The organism is Rhodanobacter sp. C05 (assembly GCF_002001165.1).
Taxonomy (GTDB): Bacteria; Pseudomonadota; Gammaproteobacteria; order Xanthomonadales; family Rhodanobacteraceae; genus Rhodanobacter.
The window spans coordinates 207791-232347 of sequence record NZ_MUNQ01000020.1; the positions used below are offsets into that span (position 1 = coordinate 207791).

Below are 24557 nucleotides of genomic sequence, written 5' to 3' on the forward strand. Positions count from 1 at the left end.
TCTGCAACGGCACTGGATCCCAGCTTTCGCTGGGATGACGAGCAAAGACTTGTTCAGACCATGTCTTAACGGGCGCTTTTAAACCAGCCGAGAACTCGTCGTACCCACGCATGTGCCTGATCCGGGCTCCATACGAAAGTCGCCACGCTCTGCGGTGGCAACGTATATTGGAAACCGGTTTGGCCCAGCGCCACGGAGACGCGCCGCGTACTCGTATTGCTGTTCACCATCACCAACACGATCGATCCGTCAGCAACATTCTGGAATGCCACATTGTCGATACCCTTGCCTGTCTCGGTGGACCCCACCCGGAAGGCACCGGGCAAGACGAATCGGCTGAAGTGGGCGAACGCGTAGTACTCATCGTTGCGACTCACCTCACCTGTGTGTGAGTCAATCGTGACCACGCCCTTGCAGGCGTCACACCCACCAAGATGCGGACCATGTTGCTCATCGAGTGCCAGGTTCCAGTACACGACACCGCGCGCCCACTGCCTGATCCCGGCGAGCAGCAGGTCGCGCGTAAACCAGAGCAACTCGCCGTTTGCGCTTGACGCCCAGTCACCCCCCGAACATTCCGTGATGTAGGTGTCTTTCGTGGGATACGCATGATGTACCTTGCTCTGCGCATGCGGGCTGCCGCTGTAGCAGTGCCAGGCAACGCCATCGATATAGCGCGCCGCCTCGGGGTCGGCCAACACACTCAAGGGCTGCTCCGGCTGGTCCCAGTTGTGATCCCACCCGAGAATGCGCGTCTTTGCGTTGCGACTTGCCAACGCCGGGCCGAGATACTGCGCGATGATGCGCGCCCGGGTAGCCGCAGGTAAATCCATGCCCGGGTAGGTCACGGGTATGAAGCCCGGCTCATTCTGCAAGGTCAAGGCGAAGATGGGGATGCCGTAGCCGCGATAGGCGTCGAGGTACTTGACGAGATAGTCCGCGAACGTGCTTTCGTACTGCGGCAGCAACGCCCCGCCAATCAGGTTTTCGCTGTCCTTCATCCACGCCGGTGCGCTCCATGACGACGCGATGATGCGCAACTGTGGGTTGACGGACAGGGCTTCGCGTACGGTCGGTATGAGGTCGTGCAAATTGGCGACGACATTGAAATGCTGCAAGGGCGGATCGACCTGACCGAAGGGAAGATCGTCCAGGGTGTACTGCTGCTGCGAGAAATCCGAGGCGCCGATGGTCAGGCGCATCATGTTCAGATTGAGGTTGGGTGGCGGCCCAAACATTTCGAGCATGAGCGCACTGCGCTGCACCCCATTCAGCTTGTTCTGAAGCAGCCACGCCGACGAGTCTGTCAACGCTGCACCGAAGCCGACGATGGCTTGATATTTCTTGCTGATGTCGATGACCACATCGGCGGGTACCGACTCGCGGGCGCTCATCTCGATGTCGGGCTGCTGCGCCAGACGCAGTCGGCGATCCTCTGTACTCAGCCACAGACTGACCGTGGGCATGATCGGATGCATCGTCGGGGTAACTTTGGGCACCACCCTGGGATGCCTGAAGCGCGGCGCATAAAGGGAAGCCAGTGCAAGCAGGGTAATCAACGTGATGGACGCAATGGCCACCCAGCTGGGCACATATTTGCGCTCATCCATAGCGCGCACAAACCCAATCGCCGACATTGCAGTTCACTTGCGGCAATCCCACGCTCAGGGAGCTCCCAGGCTTGCGCAGGACAAGTCTGCGCGTCGATCCATCATACCCGCACTGATTTTTACGTCGGCAAAAGCGGCAGAAAACGGCGGCGATGCCAGCACACCGAACGGGACATCAATGTGCGAGAGGTCGATACCGTTCTTGATGAAGCATTCCAGTGGAATCGACACGGTGTGGCGGCTGCCGTTCGCATAGGCAGCGAAGGTGTGTGCAAGGTCGACACTTGTCGTGCAGTGGTCGCCACACCCCATGTATACCTTCACCGGCCCTTTGCCCGGCGTGGCTATCACCACATCGAACTGCAAGGCCGCATGAGTGGATACCAGCGACATCAGGTTCCTTGGTTGCGGACTCTGCGCAAAGAATCGGCCGGCGCCGAGCCAGGTGACGGACTTGGCATCCTGCTGGGTGTTGACTTGCACCGTGCGTAAACGCAGCACCGGCTTGCTTGCCGGCCACTCGATGACGGCGTTCAGATCGGAACCGATGTCATGCGCAGGTTGCTCTAGGTTCGCATCGGCCAGGTAGAGCGAGAACGGTGGCACGGCAAGCGTGTGAAACACCGACAGCACCGATGCATTGGCACAGGCATCGACACCGGGATCGGTGGCCAGCGCGGTCAGCTCATGCTTGCTTGGGTAGCGCAGCCCGTAGCCGGGCGCGAAGAGCCAGCGCGTCGCCTTGGCACCGCTGCTCGCATCGGGACAGGAGACGCCCGGCCACGGCATGGCGAGTGTTCCGCTGAAATTGTAGGAATGGTCTGCAAACAACACGTCTGCCACACCAGCGCCTTCGGTCCCGGGCAACCATGCAGCCACGAACGCGTCGGAGAGATTGAGCAGATTGTTGACGTAAAGCGGACGTCCCGCCACGAACACGGTCACCACCGGCTTGTGGCCCTTGGCCACCGTCTGCAAGACGGCCAGGTCCTCCGGATAGCGATCACTATGCCGCAACGTGGCCGACGGCATGATGTCGCCCAAGGTCTCCGCGTACGGCGTCTCGCCAATCACCGCAACGATGACATCGAAGGACTTGAGGTCGATGCCCTGCGCCGTTTCACTGTAAGTGACATTCGCCGCGCCATCGGCCTGGCGCAACCCCGCCAGAATCGTCTCGCCATGGGGGAAATCGGCATTGCTGTTGCCCGTACCCTGCCAGGTCAGCGACCAGCCACCGGTCTGGTTGGGCAGGCTGTCGGCACTCTTCCCCACCACCAGAATTTTCCTGCCCGGCTTCAACGGCAACACGTCATGATTGTTCTTCAACAGGACCAGCGATTCGCGAACGGCTCGTCGCGCCAGCTCGCGGCTCTGCAATGAACCGGCGTCGCCAGCCCCTGCGCGTTGCGAGGGTCGCGTGCCAAACAACCCCATGCGCAATTTGGCGCGAACGATCCGGCTGACGGCGTCATCGATGCGCGCCATCGGGATCTCGCCGTCCTCGACCTGATGGGTGGTGTTTGCGATGAAAGCCTTCCAGTCATCGGGCACCATCACCATGTCGATGCCGGCATTGATCGCCTGCGGGCAACTGGCGTTGGTGCATCCCGGCAACTGGCCGATGGCATTCCAGTCGGAAACGACAAAGCCCTGGAAGCCCATCTTGTCCTTCAACGCATCCGTCAACAAGGCATGCGCGCCCGACATTTTTCCGTAGTTGATGCCTGTGTCCACATCATTCCAGCTGTTGTAGGACGCCATCACGCTCTGCACCCCGGCCTCGATCGCGCCGAAGTAACCCGATCCGTGCACGTTGATCATGTCGCTCTGGCTGACCCTGGCCTCGCCCTGATCCGTTCCGTTATGGGTCGCGCCGTCGCCGATAAAATGCTTGGCCGTCGCCATCACGTTGTGGTCGCCAAAGCCGCCCTGCAGTCCGGTTACATAGGCACGCGCATAGGCGCGCACCAGCGAGCCCTCGGTGGAAAAACTTTCGTAGCTGCGCCCCCAGCGGGCATTCTGGGCAACGGCGAGTGTCGGTGCGAACGCCCATTCGACGCCGGTGGCGCGTACCGCGCTGGCGGTGGCCGCGCCGATGTCTTCGATCAAGGCCGGATCGTGCGCCGCACCCAGCCCGATGTTATGCGGGAACATCGTGGCTCCGAAGACATTGTTGTCCCCATGCACGGCATCGATGCCCCAGATGATCGGTACCTTGACCGCCGCGTCGGTCGCCATCGACGCATCGTAATAACGATCGGACAGCGCCAGCCAATCCGCGATCCCGGCGTGCTTGTTTCCACCCGGCCAGGAGCCGCCGCCATTGAGTACCGAGCCAATATAAAATTTCGTCACCTCGGCCGGTGTGATCGACTTGATCTCGGCCTGCGTCATCTGACCGATTTTCTGGGCGAGACTCATGCTCGCCACGATTTTCCGCACGCGCGCTTCCAGTGCGGGATCGGCTGGCAGCCGGCTCTGGATCGCCGGCCAGTCCACATAGTGCGTCGGCGCCGGTATGCGCTCGCTGGAGGACGGTGCCGCCGAAGATCCGGCGTCTTTCGTCGCCGTGTCAGCTGCGCGCACGACGTCCCCTCCGTTGACCGTCGTCAGCACAGCGCACATCAACCACAACCATCGGGTACGCATCATGGGGAGCCTCGCTTGTCCGGAGCATTCGCCTGACACTTTACAGGCGTGTGGTTTCCACCGAAGCATGCGGACTGCACCGATATCACATTTCTGCAGCACACCGCACTTCGGTAGCGCACGGCTGCTGCGGCACAGGCCAGCCGGGATGTGAAACGCACGCCTGAAGTCGCACCGGGCGAGCAAAGGCGCCGCGATGATGCGGCGCCTTGCCGGTTACAGCTTATAGTTGAAACCAAGCAGCACGGTGCGCCCCCAGGTGTCGTATTCCAGCGGACGGGTAAGAGGGACATTGTTGGGGAGCGTGGCGACCTGCACCGTCGAATCCGCCGTGTTGCTCAGGTTGTTGACCTGCAACAGGATCGACAGCCCGTCCAGGCGGCCGCCGGAGAAGGCATAGCCCAGCTGCAGATCGGTCTGGCGGTTGGCCAGGATCTTGGTGTAGCCGAGCTGATCGAACAGGGCCACGGCCTCGCCGGTAAACGACGAGCGATAGCGTTCGGCCACACGCACGGAGAACCCGTAGCGTTCATAGAACAACGTCAGGTTCGCCACCTGCCGCGACAGGCCGGGCAGCGTGCTGGGGCTGCCGGGAATCGCCGAAATGGAGCTGGTCGGAATGGAGCTGTTGGTCAACGAATAGTTGGCCTGCACGCCAAACCCTTCCAGCGCATGCGCCAGCAATCCGCCCTCCAGCGAGCCGGACAGCTCCAGGCCGTCCATCTTGCCGCCGGTGCCGTTTTCCGGTGTGGTGAATGAGCCGATGTTGCTGGTGGGAATCAGCGTCGGCGTGTCGTTGGTGTAATGCGAAAAGTCGTAGTTGAGGACGGTCTGGTTGTAGATGTAGTTCAGCAGGTTCTTGTGGAACGCCGCGACACCCACGTAACTCGCCTCCCCGAAATACTTCTCCCACGACACGTCGGTACCGACCGCGACGTAAGGCCGCAACTGGGGATTGCCGCCACTGCCGGACCAGAGCACCTGTCCCGCTGCCGGACCATCGGTGACCTTCGCCACGCTGGCGGAAGTGGAAACCTTCTCGTCATCGATGCGCCCGCGCGCCATGGTCTTGGCCAGGCCGAAGCGCAGGTATTGGCGATCGCCAAGGTGGGCCACCAGGTTCAGGCTTGGCAGCACGTTGTTGTACGACGCACCGGCGGCAATCCTGCCGACGAGCGTATTGCCATCGGTCTGCAGTGCATTGGACGATTGATCGGTATGCACGAACTGCACGCCGACATTGCCGCGCAGCGGGATGCCGGCCAGCGTCGTGTCAATGTTGAACTTGGCGTAGGCGAGCGGAACCTTCTCTTCGACCGTGTAGTTGCGACTCCAGTCCCCCTGCGTGTTTTCCGGAGTCAGGTAAAACTGGCTGTACATGGCGCCCAGCACGTCGTAATTGAGAATGCCCGGGATCCCGCCATAGCCCAGCGATGACGGGTTGTAGAGCAACGCCGGATTGACCGGCGTGCTGTAGTGGTTCTGGTAGGTGCCATCCGTGGAGCCGTTGCCGTCCAGCCACGCTAAATTGACATCGGCCTGCTTGGTCTTCGTGCGATCCGAATAGTCCAGGCCGAGATCCATGCTGCTGAAAATCCATCCCATCGGATGGCTCGCCTGCAGGCGCAAGGCGTGGATCCTGTCGGTCTGGCGGTCGAACTCCTCACGACCGTTGTAGCCGTAGTTGTCCGGATCGGTAAAGACCACGGAAGTGGGGCTGCTCAGGTCGACGCCCGGCGTGAAATCCGGATAGCCGTAACCGGCCGGCGTGTTGAACCCGGCGCTGGTGAAGGCGCCACCGGACAGGCCGCTGAACAGGTAAGCATCGTGCAACTTCACCGTGGCGCTGGAGGACGACAGGTCGGCCATGCCGGTCCAGTCGCCGAAGTAGAACTTGTTGTTCCAGCCGATCGAATACAGCTTGTCGTGTTCCTTGGTGTATTCGTTCTGCAGGATCGGCGCGATGCCGTTCACCGTGCCCGAGGTGACGATGGGCAACGGTTGCCCGGGCGAGGTCGCCACGTCGTCGTAGGAAATGTTGTCGTAGGGGCTGCTGGACCACTGCGCGCCGTTGGTGAATTTCTTCTTGTTGAAGGTGGAGTAGTACAGGTCGAGCTTGGAGTAGTAATGCTCATCGGGCGCCCATTCGAGCACGGTCATCAGGCCATTGCGCTTCTGATCCTGCGACTGCGCGCGCAACTGCATGCCTTCCTGCGAAATCACATTGTCGGGCATGCCCGGCGTATGCGGTCCGCCCCAATTCTGCTCAATACCCGCCGAGCCGTTGTCGGCGCTCCACCACCAGGCCTGGTATTGCTTCTCCTGGATCGGCTGATCGACTTGCGCGAGGCCGATGGCGAGGCCCAGCGTGTGGTCGAAGAACTGATCGACATACGAGAAGCTCGCACGATGTCCGTTATCTCCCGTGCCGGTACCGGGATTGAGGTTGCCGTCGCTGTTGTGCTCGCCGCGCAGATTGAACACCAGGGTGCGCTTGGGCAGATCCAGCGGATTGATGGTGTGCAGATCCACCGTGCCGGACAGACCCTGGCCCACCAGGCTGGCGTCCGGCGTCTTGTACACCGTCGCGCCATTGATCAACTCGGCGGGGTACTGATCGTATTCGACGCCACGATTCTCGCCGATGGTCGCCTGCTCCCGTCCATCGAGCGTGGTGCCGGCGAAGTCGGGTGACAGACCACGGATCGAGATGGCGCTGGCCTGGCCATCGACTCGCTGCGTCGCCAGACCTGGCAACCGCGCCAGGCTGTCGGCAATGCTGACATCCGGCAGCTTGCCAATGTCCTCGGCCGAGATGGCTTCAACGATGTCGTTGGAGCTCTCCTTCACCTTTATCGCGTTCTGGATACTGCTGCTGATGCCAGTCACCACGACCGTACTGAGTTCAGCTACGGGGGATGCGGGCTTCTTGCTGATTGCCGGCGGTGTCTTCACGCCTGGTTTGGCCGGAGCCGGTTCGGCAGCCGCGGGTTGTGCTTGAGCCGGGCTCGACTGAGCCTGGCCCGACGCGTCCTGCGCTGAAGCCACGCTGGTTGCCATGACGAAGAACAATGCGGCAGTGCATGCAGCGGCCAGCGGACGCAGATGCTGCGAGGTGGAATGCGCGACCAACGCCCACGACGGACAACGACGGTTCATTCGTATCTCCCTGAGAACCCACTTGCGGCTCCGCCTGCGGCGGCCGGAGCCCATGCTAAGTTCATACGATGTGTCGTGTCATCATGCACTGGTCGCAATATGTTGCGACCAGTGCTGCGAAAGCCGATGCCCCTCTAACGAAACCGAAGCACGCCGTGCCCTTTCAGTGAACCTGGCCTCTTCGGGTGTCCTGTGCCCGGGTGCGCCTCAGAACCAGTAATCAGCGACACAGCGGCGGTCGCGTGGCAGGTCATCGAACGTGTCCAGTCCATCGAAATGGTCGATGGGAATTTGCGCGACGGCTTCGGGTTCGGCCAACCGGAGGTTGACGGCGGTGCGGCGACGCCCCGCCGCGTCCGTCTCAAGGCCGCGCCAACAAACGACGCAACCGCAGGCCGGACAGAAGTGGAACTCGATCGCCTTGCCACGGACATAGGCCTGCGTATGCCCCGCGACGCGAATTCCTTCGTCCACGTAGTCGTAGGCCCAGAGCGCGCCATAACGGCGACAGATCGTGCAGTTGCAGGCCGTGGCTCCATCGGGCTGGCCGTCGAACTGCCAGCGCACCGCACCACAGTGGCATGAGCCTTCGATCATCGTTGCCTCCCGTGGCATGGATTCAAGACAAGTAAAGCTGGGCTACTCCGTTCTCACGAAACAGGACGGTGGCAACTGGCGCTTTTGCCACCGCCTCGGTCTCCGCTTATTTTCCGTTACCACTCGGCAACGGCTCCAGGTTGAAGCTGATGGTGGTGATCTTGCGGTCCAGGCCCTGGACAACCTCGCCGCTCAGGTCGTTGGCCATGTTGCCGGCGAGCGCCGCGTCACGGTTCAGCAAAAGCCCGCAATGATGGCTCGTGTAGCTGCTGGCGATGATCGGCTCCGCCTCCTGGCCAATAGTCTGCATGGCCTTGGCGCGAGTCAGCTGGATGCGTTGATTTATCTCGCCGGACTGGGTCTGAAACGCCTGCATGCGCTGCTGCAGGGCCGCCCCCTGTTGCTTGCGCTGTGCTTCGCTCAAGGACGGCGACGTCTGCTGGAAGCTCTGGATGTCCGCTTCGAGCGGCTTGCGCTGGCTCTCCATCTGGCTGCTCGCCTGGTCGGCCAGCTGGCTCAGCCGCTGGCTCGCGGCCTGGCCAACCTTGGCCTGCGCGAAAACCGCTTCGCGCGAGAGCAGGCACACACCTGGTACAGCATTGCCCCCGAGGTTATCGGCAGCACGCACGGACGACACCGGAAGGGCGGAAAGACCGGCCGCGGCAATCAGGAGGGCGACGAACGATGAGCGATGCAGGTTCATGATGGCAGTCCCGTATGGTGGAATTCATGCGACCCAACGGTTCCACGAGGGCCGCGTGGCTTTCCAGCATACCCAATCGATGTATCTCGCGGGTACAACAAACAACGCCATTGCTCCCTTGCGGCTCCGGGAGGGGAGATTCCGGCTACATCAGCGCATCACGGTAGCGTCAGGTTCCGGCGCTGATACAGGCGGCGATGCAGTGCTGGAAGCCCTGCGGGCTTCGCCGCTATCCGGTCGGCCATCGAACTGCCATTGCACGGCGCTGCAATGGCATGAGCCTTCGATCATCGCTGCGCCATGAACAAGTGAGGCTGACCCTGTTACCGAAGTACGACTGAAGGCGGATCGACGTCGACAGTGGCAGCGTGTTCCATATAACCTCGTGAGTGGGGTTTGGATTTTCTATCCATGGGAGGAACTTTCATGCCAGTCAAGAACCTGGAAAAGGCCGCCGACGCAAACATCCGATCGGCCTACGAGCAGGATTACAAGACAGCCGCCGAGAAGAAGGATCACATCCACCGGCAGGTGTATGGGCTTGTCAACCAGACCCAGATAATCACCGGAGTCGCCTACCCGGTGATTGATTTGTCGATCCTGAAGACGAAGGCGCCGACGTACGGGAATGTGGTGCAGTTCCTGATCAAGTCGTTCAAGGCTGCCGGTGTGCGCCCCGACACACCCTTTCACATGAATTTGGAATCCAAGTACCCGGTGGACGTGGTCAACACCTATCGATACGTGGAGTACAACGTCATCGGCGGGGGCATGCGGTTGATCTACGACGCCACCTCAACCAACCTGTTCCTGAGCGCTCATTACAGTGACCCGGCGCTGTTGATTGCAAGCTCGGAGGACAGCGAAGAGCAATTGGAGCTCAACGACATCATGACGAGTTTGCGCATAACGCAAAAGCATCTCGTGGGTCATTCGGAAGGGACTTATTTTGACGGCTCGTACGACGACCGATTGGTTTCGTATGCCCAGACAGATCCGGCATTTCGTGGCTGGCTCTTGAACAAGAACAGCGCGCAGGCCACGGCGACGCTGGAGAAGTACGGCCTGCGCTAGAGACAAGGCGTCGTGCCGAACGATGCGGTTACGTCTGCCTCGCTTGGCTGCTTCAAACTCAACGCGCGTGAAGAAAATGTCCCTGACACGAGTGGCACTTACTTAGCCGAAAAGCTCCAGTTTTCGTCATTCCTGCAAAAGCAGGAATCCAGTGACTTCAGGCTGTCAGAGGCGCTGGATCCCGCTTTCGCGGGGATGACGAGCTTAATCGTCCCTGACAACCTTATTGTCGCTTTGACAGCCGGTACACCACCGTCTCCAGTGCGCTTACTCCTTCGGCGACGAACCCCGGCTGCTGCACGAGAATGTCGCCGCGCTCCAGTGTTTCCACGCGCCAGTCGCGGTCGTACAGATCGCGCACCTCGGTTTCCGGCACGGCGAACGGCGGCCCCTGTTTTTCATGCTGCGGATACTCCAGCGTGATCAGCAGGCCATGGCAGCCGGCTGGAAGTAGCGCATGCAGCTCGCGCACGTAACGGCGGCGAAGCGACGGCGGCAGTGCGATCAGCGCGGCGCGGTCGTATACCGCCGCGCAGTCGGCCAGGATGTCGGCGTCGAGGCCGAAAACGTCGCCGCAGATCAGTTCGATGTCGCCGGCCCGGTAGTGGCGACCGTAGCGCGAGTCGTGCACCTGCGGCGTCAGGCCATGCTCGGCGAAGAACTGCGTGACCGCCAGCGGCGACAGTTCCACCCCCAGCACGCGGTGACCCTGCGCTGCCAGCCAGACGAGGTCGAGCGACTTGCCGGCCAGCGGTACGAACACCTGGCTGCCGGATGCCAGCGCCAGGGTCGGCCAGTACTCGAGCAGTAGCGGCGTCGGCTTGTCCTGATGGAAACCGGTGCGGCCTTCGCGCCAGCGCCGATGCCAGAACTCGGGGTCGATGGTGTGGCTCCTGTCGGCGTGGGAACGAGCGAGCCGAATGGCGTCGAGTCAGGACGTGATCCTGACACCGTTTTGTTCGCGCTATGAAGGAGAAAATGTCCCTGACACTCTACTGCGGAAGCAGCGGTCGGCATGCAGCAAGCTCCGTCCCGCTACCGATCCTCAGAGCTTCCCGGTGCCCTTGCGCAACCAGAGATCGATCAGGGATTTCTCGTAACGCAGCGGATCCTGATCGCTTGCCATGTTGTGGTTGAGAAAGGCCGGGTCTCGCAGCTTGCGGCTACCCTCGCGCAACACCTTGCCATCGGCGCCGTACAGGGTGAAGTCGAGGTCGATACGCGGCGGATAAATGTCCTTGATGATGCGCACGTCGTTGAAACGGGGCCCGCGCCAGGGCTCGTATTCGCCGGCACGATCCACATCGGTCACCTCGATGTCCAGCCGCTGGCCTGGTGCCAGGATGCGCGAGGCACGCTGGGCGATGTAGGCCTGGAACGGTTTCAGATAAGCATCGGGGTCGATCATGTGCACCCCGACATCGCGCTTCGCCTCGGTGAAGTGCTGGGGATCCTTGTAGTGGACGTTGACGTTGTCCGGCGGTGCCGCCGCACTCGCCATGACCGAGGCGAAGGCCAGGCAGGCGACGCATAGCAGGCGGAGCAGCGGGGAAGATTTCATGACAGGTCTCCCGGAACGGAACAGGGCTCAGTATATGTCCGGGCCAGAAGGCAGGTCAGAAAACTGCCACCTCACAACTTCCTCCACCCCTTCGCTACGTTTGCCGCTCCGGACTTCCTTTTTGTCCCTGCACCTGCTCAGTGCTTATGGCAAGCCATGCAGGCGAACGTCGAGTTGAGCATCATCCGCGCCGGCGGCGTGCTGCCCGGCGGGGTCACGGCGTTGAAGCGCGCCACGTTCGCCGGGGCGTCGGCGATGCGCTGCTCGAGTTCGCGCCGGAACGGCCAGCTGGCGTAGCCGGGGGCGGATTTGGCGGCCGCATACATGGTGCGGGCGGTTTGCCAGTCGCCCGATTTCACCAGCATGTCGCCCATGTTGAGGAAGAAGCCTTCCTGATTGTGAGGCGCGATCGCACTCTCGTTGCAAGCGCGCCGATCACGCGCATTGGTGGGCGTTGCCTCGATGCGGGCGGCTAGCCGGGCGATGTCCGGATGGTGGCGGTCGACCGGCTCGCGAGCACAAACATCGAGGTTGCTCCACTGCCACGCCAATGCCTGTCGGAAGCCGGGGCTCGTCGCATCCAGGCTGCTCATCACGTAGCCTGCGGTGAACAGGTTGAACGCCGGCCACGCCTTGATCGCTGCCTGCATGGTGCGCGCAGCTTGCTGCTGCAACGCGGGGTCATGCTGGATGCTCGCTTCGGCCAGCATCGCGCTGGCCAGAAAACCCTGGTAGCGCGGATCGTCCGGCACCTGATCCGCAGCACGCTGGAAGTAGCTGCGCGCCAGCACCGCATCGTCGGTCACGGTGGGCGCCACCGATGCCTGACGCGCGCGTTCGGAGATACGCCAGATGTGCAGAAAGCCGACGTGGGCCGTGGTCGTGCCGTCGCGCGGATCGCGCAGGTGCGCACCCGTTTCAGCCTCCAGCGCAGCCTGGATGTGTGCGTAGTCGCCACTGTGCAGGGTCTGCCAGAACAGGGCGTCCGCCTGCAGTGCAGCCGTGCTGCGCGGCGCCGCTGCCGCCATCGATGGCGGCGTATCCGCATGAACCATCGCCACACTCGCGGCCACGCTGCAGACGACGGCCAGCATCAGAGAAAAATGGCGCGCACGTCCGAACATCTTGTTTCGCATAAGTCCCCTTGTTCTGATCGACCCGCGCCGCAGTAATCGCCTTGCCTGACGATGCACCGGCGGGCCCTGCGCAGAATGGCCTGTTGGCGAGAATCGAAACAGCGCCTGCTGTCAGTGAACCGTCGTGACGATTGTCATCGCGATGCGGGCCGCGGCCCTGATCCGGATTTTCGTCACGCTACTGCGCGCATCCGGTTCGACTGCGGCGCCTCACGGGTGATCGCACAAACCTTGCGCATGTCCGCGATCATGTCGAAGGCCGGCACCTGCTGGTTGAACAGGCCGTCGAGAATGATGATGCGCTGGTCGGTAACCAGAACGTTGACTGGTGCGATCTTGGCGCCGCATGAAACACAGCGGCGGGTGGTCAGCGGCAAGACGGGCATCTACCCTCGGCATCACCGGGGAAAAGCAAGTGCGGGCGAATTGTCGCCGGCGGCGAAATGGTGACCTGGTTACCGATTATTTGTTCTCCCGGCATCATGGACCGCATGTCCACCCTGCCGGCGGACAACGCACACGCTTCTCCGGACTGAGGGAGTGCCAGGCCAGGGGATTGTCGCACTGTGCGACTACCTTTCCGCTGGCGTTGTCGAAGTAGATGGACGAACCGTCCGGATAGCGCGCGAGATTCGGCGGCAGCTGCACCAACGCCCCGCATTTCATCGGCGCAAGATACCCGTCGTTGTGCGCCTGGAACGCGCGGATCGCGGGATGGATACGCATGACCCATTGCCTCAGGCCAAGCGCGCCCAGAAACAGCGCCGCAACGACGCCTATCGTCACCATGGAAGTTCTCATCGCAGCACCAGACTGATGACCAGCGCGCACGGGATCACCGCAACCGCGTACAGCACATAACTGGCAAGCACGATGAGGATCGTCGCCGACGGTGCCAGCGATGCGGCAGGAACCGCGAAGGTCGCATCGACACTGCGGCGCACGACCACGCTGGCTCCCAGATGATCGTGCAGGGCAAGACCATGACGATCGAACAGCGCCCACACATAGCCCAGCCCGGCGGACAACAGGGTCAACAGCGCATACAGGGAACGTTTCGCGATGGCGCGGGTGGTGCGCGGTCGCGAGTCCGCTTCGCGCAGTTCGATGCCCATTAGCAGCTTGCCCGGCGTCGCATGCCAGCGGCAGGCATGGAACAACCAGAAATAGACAAAGGCAGGAACAAGCTGTCCGCCCAGCAGCAGCGACACGAGCGCGCCATTTCGCACGTCACCGCCCGGGCCGGGCGATGCGGCGATGAGATAACCGATCATCAGCAAGGGCTGCAACACGGCGTTCATGGTCGTCAGGACGATGCAGTCCACGAACAGGGCCAGCAGTCGTTTGCAAAACAGCGTGAAGCGCTGCATGGGATATCTCGACAGAGAGGAGGTATTCCATGTAACGCAGGCCGCCACCTTTCGGGGTTGGACAGAGGAAAGGCCGCCCCACTTCCAGCGAGCCAAACAGCGTTTCGCTGCAGACAGCGGCTCAGCAGTTGCCACGCCGGCTCATCGACGCGGTGATGACGCCGCCTCTTTGGGGCTCTCACACGAATGGCACTTACTTAAGCGACCAAGCGACCAAGCGGCCAAGCGGCCAAGCGGCCAAGCGGCCAAGCGGCCAAGCGGCCAACCTTATTTTTCGTCATTCCCGCGAAAGCGGGAATCCATTGGCTGGCAGGGTGAAAGACCATGGATTCCCGCTTTCGCGGGAATGACGGCGCTTAAGTAAGTGTCATTCGGCTCTCACACCTTTCCCCCTTTCCCGGCTAACTGGTCGTAAGATATTGCGAGCCTCTGCGCAAGGGAGGGAGTTTATGAAGGCTTGGATTGCAGTAGAGCTGATGTTGGTGCTAGGGACAGGCACGGTCGCGGCGAAAGACGCACCCATGGTTCCTGACATGCAGGGCACGGACTTTGGCGCCGGCCCGAGCGACGTTGAAGGGCTCCCCTCAAAGCATGGGCAGAAACGACGCGGAAGGATCCCGAGTCCGCGCGATACGTCCATGTCTCGAAGTGAATTTCGATCGACCACAACGTGAACTGCGCTGACGGCGCCCCGTTCCCGCCGAAAATCCGATTCTTTGCGTGACACAAAATCCTTGTACCTCCAACTCAGGAAACCATCCGCCGACATGGAGTTCAGCATATGGATGCGATCCACTCCAAGAGTGTATTCGTGTACGGGCAGGTCAAACGCGCGCTGCGGTCAGGGCGCTACGCACCCGGACAGCGGATTGATCCGGCCACGCTCGCGGCAGAGTTCAAAACCAGCCCCACGCCAGTTCGATTCGCCCTGTATCGCCTGGTCGGCGAAGCTCTGGTCGTCGACCAGGCACGCGGCGGACTGCACGTCCCGTTGCTCACCGAAGTCGCCATGCGGGACCTCTACGATTGGATGGAACGCCTGTTGCTGATGGCATGCGATATCGGCGCAGCGCCGGCAGCCGGGAAGACAGATCAGCGGGAGCTTGCGTCCGCTGACGACGATCCGATCAAGCTGACGTGGCAACTGTTCGACGCGATCGCCCGCGCGACAGCCCACAGGTCCCTGCACCATGCCGTGAAGCAGGCCAACGACCGGCTGGCGCCGATACGTCGGGCCGAGCAAGGATTGCTCAAGCACAGCTTCGAAGAACTTTCGGAACTGAAACGGCGTTGGCAGACACACGACATGCCGGCCCTGAGGTCCGCACTACGCGACTATCACGAACGCCGGAAGCGACTCGTCCCGCGCATCGTGGCGTTGCTGAGTGACGGCAGCGACTACCTTCACCAGTAAGCCTCTGGTTTTCCGGTCATCCTGAAGTTGCGAAGCGACGATGAAGCAAGTTGATCAGACTTTCTCTCGCACGCGTCAGTCGAAGCATCGACGCTGAGTCCGGCATGGCGGGACGACCATTACGCTCCCGGAATAATCATCGGATGACAGCGCAATAATCATTTGAAAATCAAAATTTCCGACTCCTACGCTACTCGCGTCATGGGACTGCCATGACGTCACCGTAGGAGATCGAGATGAACACGAACGAGAACATCCGCAACAAAACGCCGGAAGACGTTATCGAGCTCGGCGTCGCCAGCGTCGAGACACGGGGGCCCTTTGGCACCATTGAGCCCATCGGGCTCGATGTAATGCCGGGAATCTCCGAGAACTGAACCCACGAGGCGCACCGAAAGGTGCGCCTTTCTCTTGTTAGTGAGGACACCGTGCCCTACGCGTTGCGCAACGATCTGTCTTTCTGCCGGGTAGACGATCACCTCATCTTCCTGGACATTCGGAACGACCGCTACTTTCGGTTGCCGAGCAGCCTGGAGCGTCCTTTTGTTGCATACGCCAACGGGAATGAAGATACCGACGTCTGTGATCTGGTAGAGCGGAACATCCTGGTAGAAGCTTCGGGCTCGCAAGGTCGGGTGACAGCTGTGAACATCGAATGCCCCGCCCGAAGTGCCCTTGAACAATCCTGCCAAGCCAAACTTCATCTCGGCTCACTAGTCGACGTATGCATCACCGTCTGCTCGATACGGAGGCAGCTTAGAACACATCCGCTGAGGAACGTCCTCGACGCGGTTGTGACCTCCAGACCAAACGAGCAACTACGTCCGGGCTCCATTTCTGACCAGGCAGTCGAGCAGCTACTCCTCGAAGCCTCTGGCGAATTCAGACTCGCGCGCGCCTATACGCCTGTTGAAAACAGCTGCCTGCTCGACTCGCTCGCCATGATCAATTTCCTCGTCAAGCGGAAACTGCACGCAAGCATCGTCTTTGGTGTCACCTCAGATCCGTTCTCGGCGCATTGCTGGGTCCAAGCCGGAGATCTGGTTCTCAACGACACGGTCGGGCATGCCAATGCCCACACTCCGATACGGGTGCTCCAATGAGCTACAGCTACCTCGCGCTTTTCGACGCCAGTCGGCGGTGGGATCTCGCAAACCTCACCGATATCGAAGCCGCGTTGCGGATGGTTGGCATGCGGGAACGTTTCACATCTGGATCGATCAAGCTCTTTCTCTCGGAAGAGACACCGTGCCAACCGTTGCCCGGAGGCGGGTTCACAATCGGACACCTGTTCTCGCACACCTTCTCACCACTTGACGCCATCGACCACCTTTCCACCTTCTCAAACAACAAGCGTCTGCGAGAACACATCGTGGATAACTGCTGGGGTGAGTACCTCCTGGTTCAATCTGACGAGAGACGTGGCGCGGACACCACCATCACTCGCGATCCATCCGGCGGCGTCCCCTGCGTCTATTCACTGCGTAACGGCGGTGGTTTCATCACGTCCAACATTTCGCTGGCCACCCGTCTTGAGCTTTACCGGAAGCGGATCGACTGGGACTTTCTCGCCCAGTGCCTAACCTACCCCAACCTCAAAACTCGTCGCACAGGCCTTGCCGACATTTGCGAGTTGCTGCCGGGATCGTCGCTGAACATCGGCCAGAGAAATCTCACGACGGATTCGAACTGGTCGCCATGGAAATTCGTCACGAAGGAGCACCGACACACCAATCTCTCTGACGCAGCCACAGACATCCGAAAAGCCGTGGCTTCGGTGGTTGGTGCCTGGGCCGATATCGACGAATCTATTCTCATGGAACTGTCGGGAGGGCTAGACTCCTCCATTGTCGCGGCCTGCCTGAAGGACGCGCGGCGGCAAGTCACCTGCTACAACTTGACAACGCCGGTACCCGGTGCCGACGAACGCCAGTACGCCAGGCAGATGGCAGCCTATCTCGGGGTAGCGCTACAAACCGACCAGCTCGATCTCGATATGGCCTGCAGCGATGTCAGACCATTTCCCGATGCCGTCTCCCCAAGGATGGGCATCCTGCAATACGCGGTGTCCAAGGCGATGGAAGCTGCAGCCCGGCGGTACGGGGCGTCAAGCTCGTACATGGGCGCAGGAGGCGACACGGTATTCGGCCTACTGACCAACGCGGTCCCTGCTGCAGACGCAATAAGGGAGCGCGGCCTGATTGCCGGCTTCTCTGCGATCCGAGATCTTTCCCTCCTGCATCAGTGCACGATATGGAAAGCCGCAAGGCTCACCGCACGAAAAATGATGCGGGGACCCAAAGCAACCTGCGCGCCAGACCGCAGCTTCTTGAACACATCGCTTGCCGTCGCCCCGACAGACGCTCACCCGTGGTTCGATGCTCCGACCGACGCACTGCCTGGCGACCGGGAAAGGATCGTCGACCTTGCCAGCAACCAGTTGTTCAGGGACATGGTCTATCGGGGTGAGAACCGCTGGATACGCATGCCTCTACTTTCTCAGCCTGTCGTCGAGGCATGTCTCAGAGTGCCCTCCTGGATGTCGATATCCGGCGGTCATAACCGGAGTGCTGCAAGAGCAGCATTCGCGGATGTACTACCTCAAAGCGTTCTCAACCGCAGAAGCAAAGGCTCGTTTGTTGGCTATCTTGGCGCCATATTCAAGCGCAACAAGAGTCAGATGCACGAGATCCTTCTATCAGGCGCCCTGCACGATCAGCGCCTGCTGGATCCCGATGCGCTCACACGCTTCTTCAATGCGGAGCTTCCGCCGCGGGACAAATCCTTCACGCGGATACTTTCTCTCTTCGCGGTCGAGAATTGGCTGCGTCATCAAACCTAGTCGCTACGCGAGCCAGCAGTGTTGTCGCCTCGATTGGACGCATGCGCCTTCATCTCACGCCAGACGGCATATTGGCCGTTCTTCTCCGGATCGGGATCCTCGTAATCCTGCAGCCAGAATCTGAACCAGTCGACGTTCCTCTCGTTCGCAGCCAGCAACTGCCTGGGTTGAAACTTGAAGTGCGGCGCCTGAGGGAACACGTAGAGATCGGCCTTGTGATCCAGCATCAGCGGAACGGCGGAGTCGAGCAACCACACGTATTCCTGCTCAGGCACCTGCATCAGAACCGGCGACCTGATCTTGTCCAAATTGAGCTCCAGTCCAATTCTTTTCCATTGCTCTGGCGTCTCGTCAGGGGGTCCAAGTTGCCACACCTTGCGCGTGCGCGACATGAACTCCTTCCCTTTCAGGCTTCCATGCAAGTACATGCTTCGCGAGAGCACGGCGCCGGTGATTGATGTCGCGGCGAGAAGATCGGAATTGAATGCCGTCCACATCGTTATCTCCGTGCCGAAGCTCAGTTCACCCATTCCCACTCTGGTTCGATCAATTTCTCCAGACGATGCCAACAGGTCCACTGCGCTCTTTACTGCTGACAGACCTTGGTTGTATCGCTCAACCGCATCGAAGCTGAAAGGGCCATAGTTGATGCACAGCGCGGAAATTCCGTGCTCGGCAAATGTCGCCAGAGGCCACTCGCCTCCGTACCCACTACGCAGGAATCCCGGGCAGAGGTAGTACGCGATGAACAGAGGGGGCGGGCGATCTCCCGTTCTGCGCGCGGCAAAGAACTGCCCGGTGAACAACCTCCCCTTTGCATCCTTCCAGCGAAGCAGCTTCACCGGCATGTCAGCCGAGATGTCAGCCGCAAGCGATGCGTTGGGATCGAACAAGACCTGGCGCTTGCCTGTCTCCAGGTCGATCTTCTCAACTCGCGGCGGCCGGTTGGCATCGGCTGCCACACAGACCAACGCCGTGGACGACAGGCCACAGCCGGGGTCCTCAAGGCCGTATCGCTGTCCGCCGTTGAGCAGGCCAACGGAGCGTGCAACTGGCATCACTTCGCCGTTCTTCACATTCCATCGGAAGATGGATTGGGCCAACCCCTCCGTGGGGTCGGTCACCGTGTACACCACTTCCTCGCTACCCGGCTTCCATTGGACTCCCGATATCGCCTTGTTGACGCATGGCTCAGCCTGACACTCGATGTGCCGTGGAGAATTCTTTCCCAGCATCACTGACAGCTCGATCCCCGGTTTTTGCACCAGGTTCCCCTGGTCACCCACTCGCGTCAGCAGGGCTACTCGGTGATTCACGGTGTCGAGTGCAAACCTCCAGGGCTTCGACTCCCCCTTCGGCAGTGCCGAAGCGATGGTTTGCGGCGATGGCACCTCGGATGCCGCAAGGTCACGTGTTTTACCAGTCACCAGATCGATCGCCTTCCAGCGGTCCGGAACTCCGGAAAGCAGCGGAACGCGAGCGAACCCATCGCCCATGACATCCAGACGCTGCGTCGCAAGACGGCCTTCAACATTTCCGGACCGGAACAGACCGCCCTGCCCGATGGGCACCGAACTGTCGACGTGAATGCCGCGTTCGTACTCCGACTGCTCCGCTGCGATAACCTCGTCGCGTGTGGCCCCGACGCTGTAGTTGAGCGTCTTGCCATCTGCACTAAGCAGAAAATTCCGCACATCCGCAGGGTCGTTCGTGAGCGACATGGCGCTAGAACCATCGGCACTGGCGCGCCAAACGCCAACTTTCCCGTCCATGAGCGCCCGGTAGTAGATCCAACGGCCGTGCGACGACCACACCGCGAAAGCGGGTTGCGACAGCCCTGCTGAACTGCGCAACGGGGCTCCTCCCTCACCTACCCTGCGTGGCGGCGTCTTGCCGTCCATGTTCTGGACATACCACATCGAATCGTAGGTATTGCGCTCCACCGACGCCTGCTCAGTCCGAAACGCAACCTGCCTGCCGTCCGGCGATACCACCGGACCGCTGATATCGACGACTTCGATAAGACGTCGCGGAGAAATCGTCTCCCCGGCGTGCAAGCTCCGCACCATGCCTGACAACGCTCCCAGCGTCAGGAGACTGATGCTTGCGAGCTTCACCGTGCGGACGACCGATCCGTCGCCCTTTTGCGAACTATTCATGACACTTGCTCCGAATATGGGGATGACATCACCAGTGCTTGGACACACTGACGCTCAGGAATCGACCGATCGGCGAATAGTTGGTCGAGTCGTAAGGCGGGTTGTTGCTCGACGGTGCGTACAACGGGGGCGACCGGTCGAAGAGATTCGTCGCCGACAGCACAAAGTCCATGCCGGAGAAGAAGCCGTGGTGCTCACCGGTGGCATAGCGCAACGTGGCGTCGATGGTGGTGAATGAGCTCGACTTGCTTCCATCCACCGTGTTGGTCACGCCACTGACGTAATTGGCGAAGGTCGAAGCAGAGAGCCCGCCTTGACTCCAGACGGCACCGATGCGGCCTTTGATCCTGGCTGGATAGAACAAGGTGCCTGACAGATCGTGGACACGATCCGCCGTGGTGGTCTGTTGCGAGCTGTCCAGCCAGCCGAGCGATCCGCGGATCATCAGCCGGCCAGGGCCAAGATCGGCCCCGTACGATCCTGAGAGATCGAGCCCCTTGACGTGTTGCGCGACGGTGTTCATGTAGCGATTGAAGGCAATCGCAACAACTTTGCCAGGATCGTAGGGAACGCCGGTGAAGTTGCTGAACTGCGAGTTCGCGATAACGGCTGCCTGCTCGCCGGCCGTCGGCGAATAGTCGATGAACTGGGCGTATGCGGGGTTGCTCAGTGCCTGCGCCTGGTAGACGAGCGGCTGCGCTATACGGCCAGTAAAGTCGATGTCGAACCAGCTCAGCTCCGTCTCGAGTGCCGGCAGCGCTTCGGGATGGAACGCCATCGAGGCACTCCACGTACGCGCGCGTTCGGGTTCGAGATCGGGGTTTCCGCCATAGGGAATCAGTACTGTTGCGTCGCTCGCGTAGCCGTTGCCGCCAACCGTGGCCGCTGGATACAGACCGGCATATTGCGTTTGATATCGCTGAAGGAGCGTCGGCGCCTTGAAGGACTTGCCCCAGGACGCCTTCAGCGTGAAATCGGTACCGGGTCCATAGATCACGCCGAGTTTCGGAGTGGTGACCCCTCCGAAGCTGGCGTAGTCCTCCCCGCGCAGTGCGGCGGTCAGCTCCAACCGCTGCACGGCGGGAATGCCCTGATCCGCGCCAATCAGCGGCAGATTGATTTCAGCATAGGCAAAGCGGCTGCTGTCATCGCCGTCGGCGCCGACAGTTCCACTGACCAGACTGCTTTGCAGGAAATTGTTCGTCCTGTATCCGGCGCCCACCGCCAGTCGCGCATCTCCACCGGGCAGAGCAAACAGCGGACCTTCAGCACCCAGCTCGTAGGTGCGACTCGTGTTGCGATAGAGGCTGCTGGCAATAGGCGTCAGCCGCCCTGTTGCGCGGGTACCTATCGATAGTCCCGAGATGACGTCGTCCCTACCCCAGGTTCCCCCGATGGACATCGTCCAGTCGTTCGGCAGCGATATCTCGACGCTGGGCGAAACAAAGGAAGTCGTCGTCTCCGCCGTGGCCGGATAGAACTGGGTGGGGATCGCCGTGTAGTACGTGAGCTGCTCGCGCTCAGTCCTGAAGGCATCCACTTGCAGTTCGACGAGACTGCCCATCGACTGATGGAGACTGAGCAACCCGCTGCGCAGGTCGCTTTGCGGATAGAGCGTGGTGGGGTTGAACAGGTAATCGGTATAGTCGCGCTGGTCGGCATAGATCGGATCGCTGGATGCCTTCTTCCAGGTCGCGATCAGGCCGCCGCTGGACCAACTGGTACCAGCCGTGGCGGTGTACTCGCGAGTAGTCAGTCCACCATCCGTCGCACCGCCATAACGCGTGCCGAGCGTCACCCCGTTATAGTCGCGCTTCAGTATCACATTGCCTACGCCGCCCACGGCATCGGACCCGTAGATGGCCGACGCCCCATCCGGAATGATTTCGACGCGATCCACTGCCTCGACCGGGATGGAGTCGATATCGACCGCCTGCACAAAGCCGCTGTAGGCAAGCCGCCGCCCGTTGAGCAGTGTCAGCGTGGCGTCGGGTCCCAGGCCACGCAGATTGAGCGACGATCCGCCAGAGATGTTCTGATTGGCGATACCACCGCCTTCGGCCCCACCTACTATTCCCGGGTTCTGCCCCCCGTTGAAGTTCTGCGGTACGCTGCGGATCACCTCGCCGAGATCCGCGAAACCTTCCTGCTGGATCTGCTCGCTGCCGATCGTGATGACCGGTGATGGCGTGGTGCCGCCGCGGATGCGCGTGCCGGTGACCGTCACGGTCTGCAAGTTGGTTGCCGCTGGCGCTGCGGATGTGTCGGTCGATTTTTTCGGTTGCGTCTTGGCCGGCGCCTTGGTCACCGGCGCCCTACTCTGCGTGGTCGTGTCCGTCGTGGCGTCCTGGGCCATGGCCCACTCGCTCGTGCCGGGGGCGGCGACGAGCAAGGCGATGGAAATGGCGTTGCGTAGCGTGCTTGTCTTCATGGCTGCGTCCTTTGCTTTCCCCTGGGTTGGCCCTTCTCGCGTGCCGGTCCGGTCGTGTCCGGAGTTGGCAAGGTCGTCGGGCAAGATCTGTCTCGCGTATGGCTTGCACAGGCGGCGGATGCGGTATCGCTGACCAAGAAAACCCGCAATCGGCCAAAGTGGATTGCCGCAGCAACACCACAATGTTACTTATACCGTAACAGACAGAGTGGAGACAAGACTGCATGCTGGCTTTACGACTCACATCCCCGTGGCAGCACTTTGGACGACGCCCGCCTCATCTTTGCCAACCGCTTGCGCGCAGCCCGACTGGCGGCTGGCCTGACCCAGGAAGCGTTGGGCGTCGCCACCGGGATCGTGGCTGACGTGGCGCGCACGCGGATCAACCGCTACGAACGCGGCGTCAACGAGTGCGATCTGCGCACCGCGAAGAAACTCGCCGAGGTACTCGGAATGCCGCTCGCGGCGCTGTATGCGGATACAGACGAAATCGCAGAGGTGATCGTTACGTTTGCGAAGCTGCCGCGTGCGGAGCAGCGGACCGTGGTGAGCGAGCTTAAAGCGCGTGCCAAGAAGCGATAGGCCGCCGGCAACCGACGATAGAGCTGAAAGCAGCCGTTACTGCCCGCCAACAAAGGGGACGTGGCCAATTAAATGCAGCACACCGGCATGGTCAACCAACGTGGTTGACGAAATTAATTAGCCACGTCCCCTTTAATCCCACAGAATCCATGGGGAGAAAATGGCCTTCTGAAAGGTGCCCCAGTTGCAGGGTCCACTACGCTCTCAGCAAGTCAACTTGGTGCATTTATAAGTCTTATTACAATATCTAAAGCGAAGCCACATTAAATAAGGCATTTGAGGTTTAATATGAAATTAAATAAAGAGATTTGCGGCATGTACGGCTTGCTGCTTGTTATATTGTTATTTGTTTTTGATGGCGGTACTTTGGCTTTTGCATTTGACAATAATGGGCCATACACGCTTCGCTTTAATAACGGAAGTGCGCCATTGCGGATTTCATCATTGACAAGCATTGATGTTGCTGTCGAGAACGTTCCATTTAAACACAATTTGCCGCAAATTCAATTGGGTGTAACTGAGTACGATGAAAATACAAAGGTTCGATGGTATTACTCTTTTCGTTATCTTGGAGTCGGCGATCAGATCACGTTTAATGGAATAGTTTATCGTGTGGATTCGATGCATTATACTGATACACAAACCACGAGTCGGTCTAATTCAAAATCTAACCTTGACAACCAAGGTTCCATCCTCCCTCCTGTAGGAGGGTGCTATCCTCATTGTTTGGATTTTATTAAAATAGTATGGGTGGGTGGCAATCTTGCGGAAGAAAATAATAAATCGACTATTACTCTCGTTGATTCGTCTTCATTTTCCGTAATCATTGGCGACACCTATTTGTTGGATGTGAATCTTGATTCCGTAAAGATCGATTCAGTTGGTGAAATTCATGCAAATATCGAATGGCGTGATCACATAAATTCGCTAGACGATTCGATAGCTGGACAGCCGGCTAAGCCCCCTAAACATCTGATAGTCGGGGTAGGGGATGTCATTGATTTACCTGTAGTAGGTCATTTTCTCGTGAAATCTATACTACCTGCAACTTCCTCACATGCTGACTGGGTAATTCTGGCTCCAGAAAAGTGAAAAAGAAGAAAGGGCCAGCTCAAACTCCACGTGCAACCCATAAGGGGCCGGAGGCTGAGGTTTCCCCACGAATCTCTTCGCTCAATCAACGCCTTGCGTGCGGACTGAAGAAACAGTGCGCGCATGATGCGGTCATTCCCCACGGGTTACGAGGCCAGAGGAGACCACACCATGC

At 60.3% G+C, this 24557-nt stretch carries 20 protein-coding genes; 7 read left to right on the forward strand and 13 right to left on the reverse strand.

Annotation, left to right across the window (positions count from 1 at the left end; translation table 11 throughout):
* Positions 1-65: 65 nt before the first annotated feature.
* The 5 genes from B0E51_RS16910 to B0E51_RS16930 all read right to left on the reverse strand — a co-directional run bounded on the left by B0E51_RS16910 (position 66) and on the right by B0E51_RS16930 (position 8721).
* Complete coding sequence (locus B0E51_RS16910) at positions 66-1610, reverse strand: glycoside hydrolase family 30 beta sandwich domain-containing protein (RefSeq protein WP_077446089.1); 1545 nt, start codon at positions 1608-1610, stop codon at positions 66-68.
* Between the two features lie 54 nt (positions 1611-1664).
* A complete protein-coding gene (locus B0E51_RS16915; RefSeq protein WP_254424560.1) occupies positions 1665-4265 on the reverse strand; it encodes a glycoside hydrolase family 3 N-terminal domain-containing protein in 2601 nt (866 codons plus the stop codon).
* Positions 4266-4478: 213 nt separating this feature from the next.
* Positions 4479-7421 (reverse strand): TonB-dependent receptor, encoded by a 2943-nt coding sequence (locus B0E51_RS16920; protein ID WP_077446055.1) that lies wholly within the window; start codon positions 7419-7421, stop codon positions 4479-4481.
* 207 nt (positions 7422-7628) lie between these two features.
* Positions 7629-8018, reverse strand: coding sequence for a GFA family protein (locus B0E51_RS16925; RefSeq protein ID WP_077446056.1), 390 nt, complete (start codon positions 8016-8018; stop codon positions 7629-7631).
* Positions 8019-8124: 106 nt separating this feature from the next.
* Positions 8125-8721 carry an OmpH family outer membrane protein gene (locus B0E51_RS16930; RefSeq protein WP_077446057.1) on the reverse strand — a complete coding sequence of 199 codons (597 nt, stop codon included), beginning with the start codon at positions 8719-8721 and terminating at the stop codon, positions 8125-8127.
* Positions 8722-9147: 426 nt separating this feature from the next.
* Here B0E51_RS16930 and B0E51_RS16935 point away from each other — a divergent pair, with 426 nt between their 5' ends.
* On the forward strand, positions 9148-9795 hold the full coding sequence (locus tag B0E51_RS16935) for a hypothetical protein (protein ID WP_077446058.1): 648 nt from the start codon (positions 9148-9150) through the stop codon (positions 9793-9795).
* Between the two features lie 223 nt (positions 9796-10018).
* On the opposite strand, the gene B0E51_RS16940 is transcribed toward B0E51_RS16935, so the two are convergent.
* The 6 genes from B0E51_RS16940 to B0E51_RS16965 form a co-directional block, all read right to left on the reverse strand.
* Positions 10019-10678: a thiopurine S-methyltransferase gene (locus tag B0E51_RS16940; protein WP_077446059.1), complete on the reverse strand. Its 660-nt coding sequence runs from the start codon at positions 10676-10678 to the stop codon at positions 10019-10021.
* A 162-nt stretch (positions 10679-10840) separates the two neighbouring features.
* Positions 10841-11356, reverse strand: a complete 516-nt coding sequence (locus B0E51_RS16945; protein WP_077446060.1) for a DUF3016 domain-containing protein — start codon at positions 11354-11356, stop codon at positions 10841-10843.
* A 137-nt stretch (positions 11357-11493) separates the two neighbouring features.
* The gene (locus tag B0E51_RS16950; protein ID WP_077446061.1) at positions 11494-12492 is read right to left on the reverse strand and encodes a hypothetical protein; all 999 of its coding nucleotides are present in this window, start codon (positions 12490-12492) and stop codon (positions 11494-11496) included.
* Positions 12493-12665: 173 nt separating this feature from the next.
* Complete coding sequence (locus B0E51_RS16955) at positions 12666-12869, reverse strand: hypothetical protein (protein WP_143525976.1); 204 nt, start codon at positions 12867-12869, stop codon at positions 12666-12668.
* A 103-nt stretch (positions 12870-12972) separates the two neighbouring features.
* Positions 12973-13281 carry a hypothetical protein gene (locus tag B0E51_RS16960; protein WP_077446063.1) on the reverse strand — a complete coding sequence of 103 codons (309 nt, stop codon included), beginning with the start codon at positions 13279-13281 and terminating at the stop codon, positions 12973-12975.
* Positions 13282-13289: 8 nt separating this feature from the next.
* The gene (locus B0E51_RS16965; protein ID WP_077446064.1) at positions 13290-13862 is read right to left on the reverse strand and encodes an RDD family protein; all 573 of its coding nucleotides are present in this window, start codon (positions 13860-13862) and stop codon (positions 13290-13292) included.
* A gap of 781 nt (positions 13863-14643) precedes the next feature.
* Here B0E51_RS16965 and B0E51_RS16970 point away from each other — a divergent pair.
* The 4 genes from B0E51_RS16970 (at position 14644) to B0E51_RS16980 (ending at position 18118) form a co-directional block, all read left to right on the forward strand.
* The gene (locus B0E51_RS16970; RefSeq protein WP_174570693.1) at positions 14644-15276 is read left to right on the forward strand and encodes a GntR family transcriptional regulator; all 633 of its coding nucleotides are present in this window, start codon (positions 14644-14646) and stop codon (positions 15274-15276) included.
* A 236-nt stretch (positions 15277-15512) separates the two neighbouring features.
* Positions 15513-15653: a benenodin family lasso peptide gene (locus tag B0E51_RS19355; protein WP_143525977.1), complete on the forward strand. Its 141-nt coding sequence runs from the start codon at positions 15513-15515 to the stop codon at positions 15651-15653.
* Positions 15654-15704: 51 nt separating this feature from the next.
* Positions 15705-16379 (forward strand): lasso peptide biosynthesis B2 protein, encoded by a 675-nt coding sequence (locus B0E51_RS16975; protein WP_077446091.1) that lies wholly within the window; start codon positions 15705-15707, stop codon positions 16377-16379.
* On the forward strand, positions 16376-18118 hold the full coding sequence (locus B0E51_RS16980) for an asparagine synthase C-terminal domain-containing protein (RefSeq protein ID WP_077446065.1): 1743 nt from the start codon (positions 16376-16378) through the stop codon (positions 18116-18118). Before B0E51_RS16975 ends, B0E51_RS16980 begins: the two co-directional genes overlap by 4 nt.
* On the opposite strand, the gene B0E51_RS16985 is transcribed toward B0E51_RS16980, so the two are convergent.
* Both B0E51_RS16985 and B0E51_RS16990 read right to left on the reverse strand, forming a co-directional pair.
* A complete protein-coding gene (locus B0E51_RS16985) occupies positions 18115-20277 on the reverse strand; it encodes an Atxe2 family lasso peptide isopeptidase (RefSeq protein ID WP_077446066.1) in 2163 nt (720 codons plus the stop codon). The two genes, B0E51_RS16980 and B0E51_RS16985, sit on opposite strands and share 4 nt — an antisense overlap.
* A 28-nt stretch (positions 20278-20305) precedes the next feature.
* Positions 20306-22708 (reverse strand): TonB-dependent receptor, encoded by a 2403-nt coding sequence (locus B0E51_RS16990; protein ID WP_077446067.1) that lies wholly within the window; start codon positions 22706-22708, stop codon positions 20306-20308.
* 261 nt (positions 22709-22969) lie between these two features.
* Between B0E51_RS16990 and B0E51_RS16995 the strand changes: the two genes are divergently transcribed.
* A complete protein-coding gene (locus tag B0E51_RS16995; RefSeq protein ID WP_077446068.1) occupies positions 22970-23290 on the forward strand; it encodes a helix-turn-helix transcriptional regulator in 321 nt (106 codons plus the stop codon).
* Between the two features lie 288 nt (positions 23291-23578).
* A complete protein-coding gene (locus tag B0E51_RS19360; RefSeq protein WP_143525978.1) occupies positions 23579-24382 on the forward strand; it encodes a hypothetical protein in 804 nt (267 codons plus the stop codon).
* Positions 24383-24557: the final 175 nt, after the last annotated feature.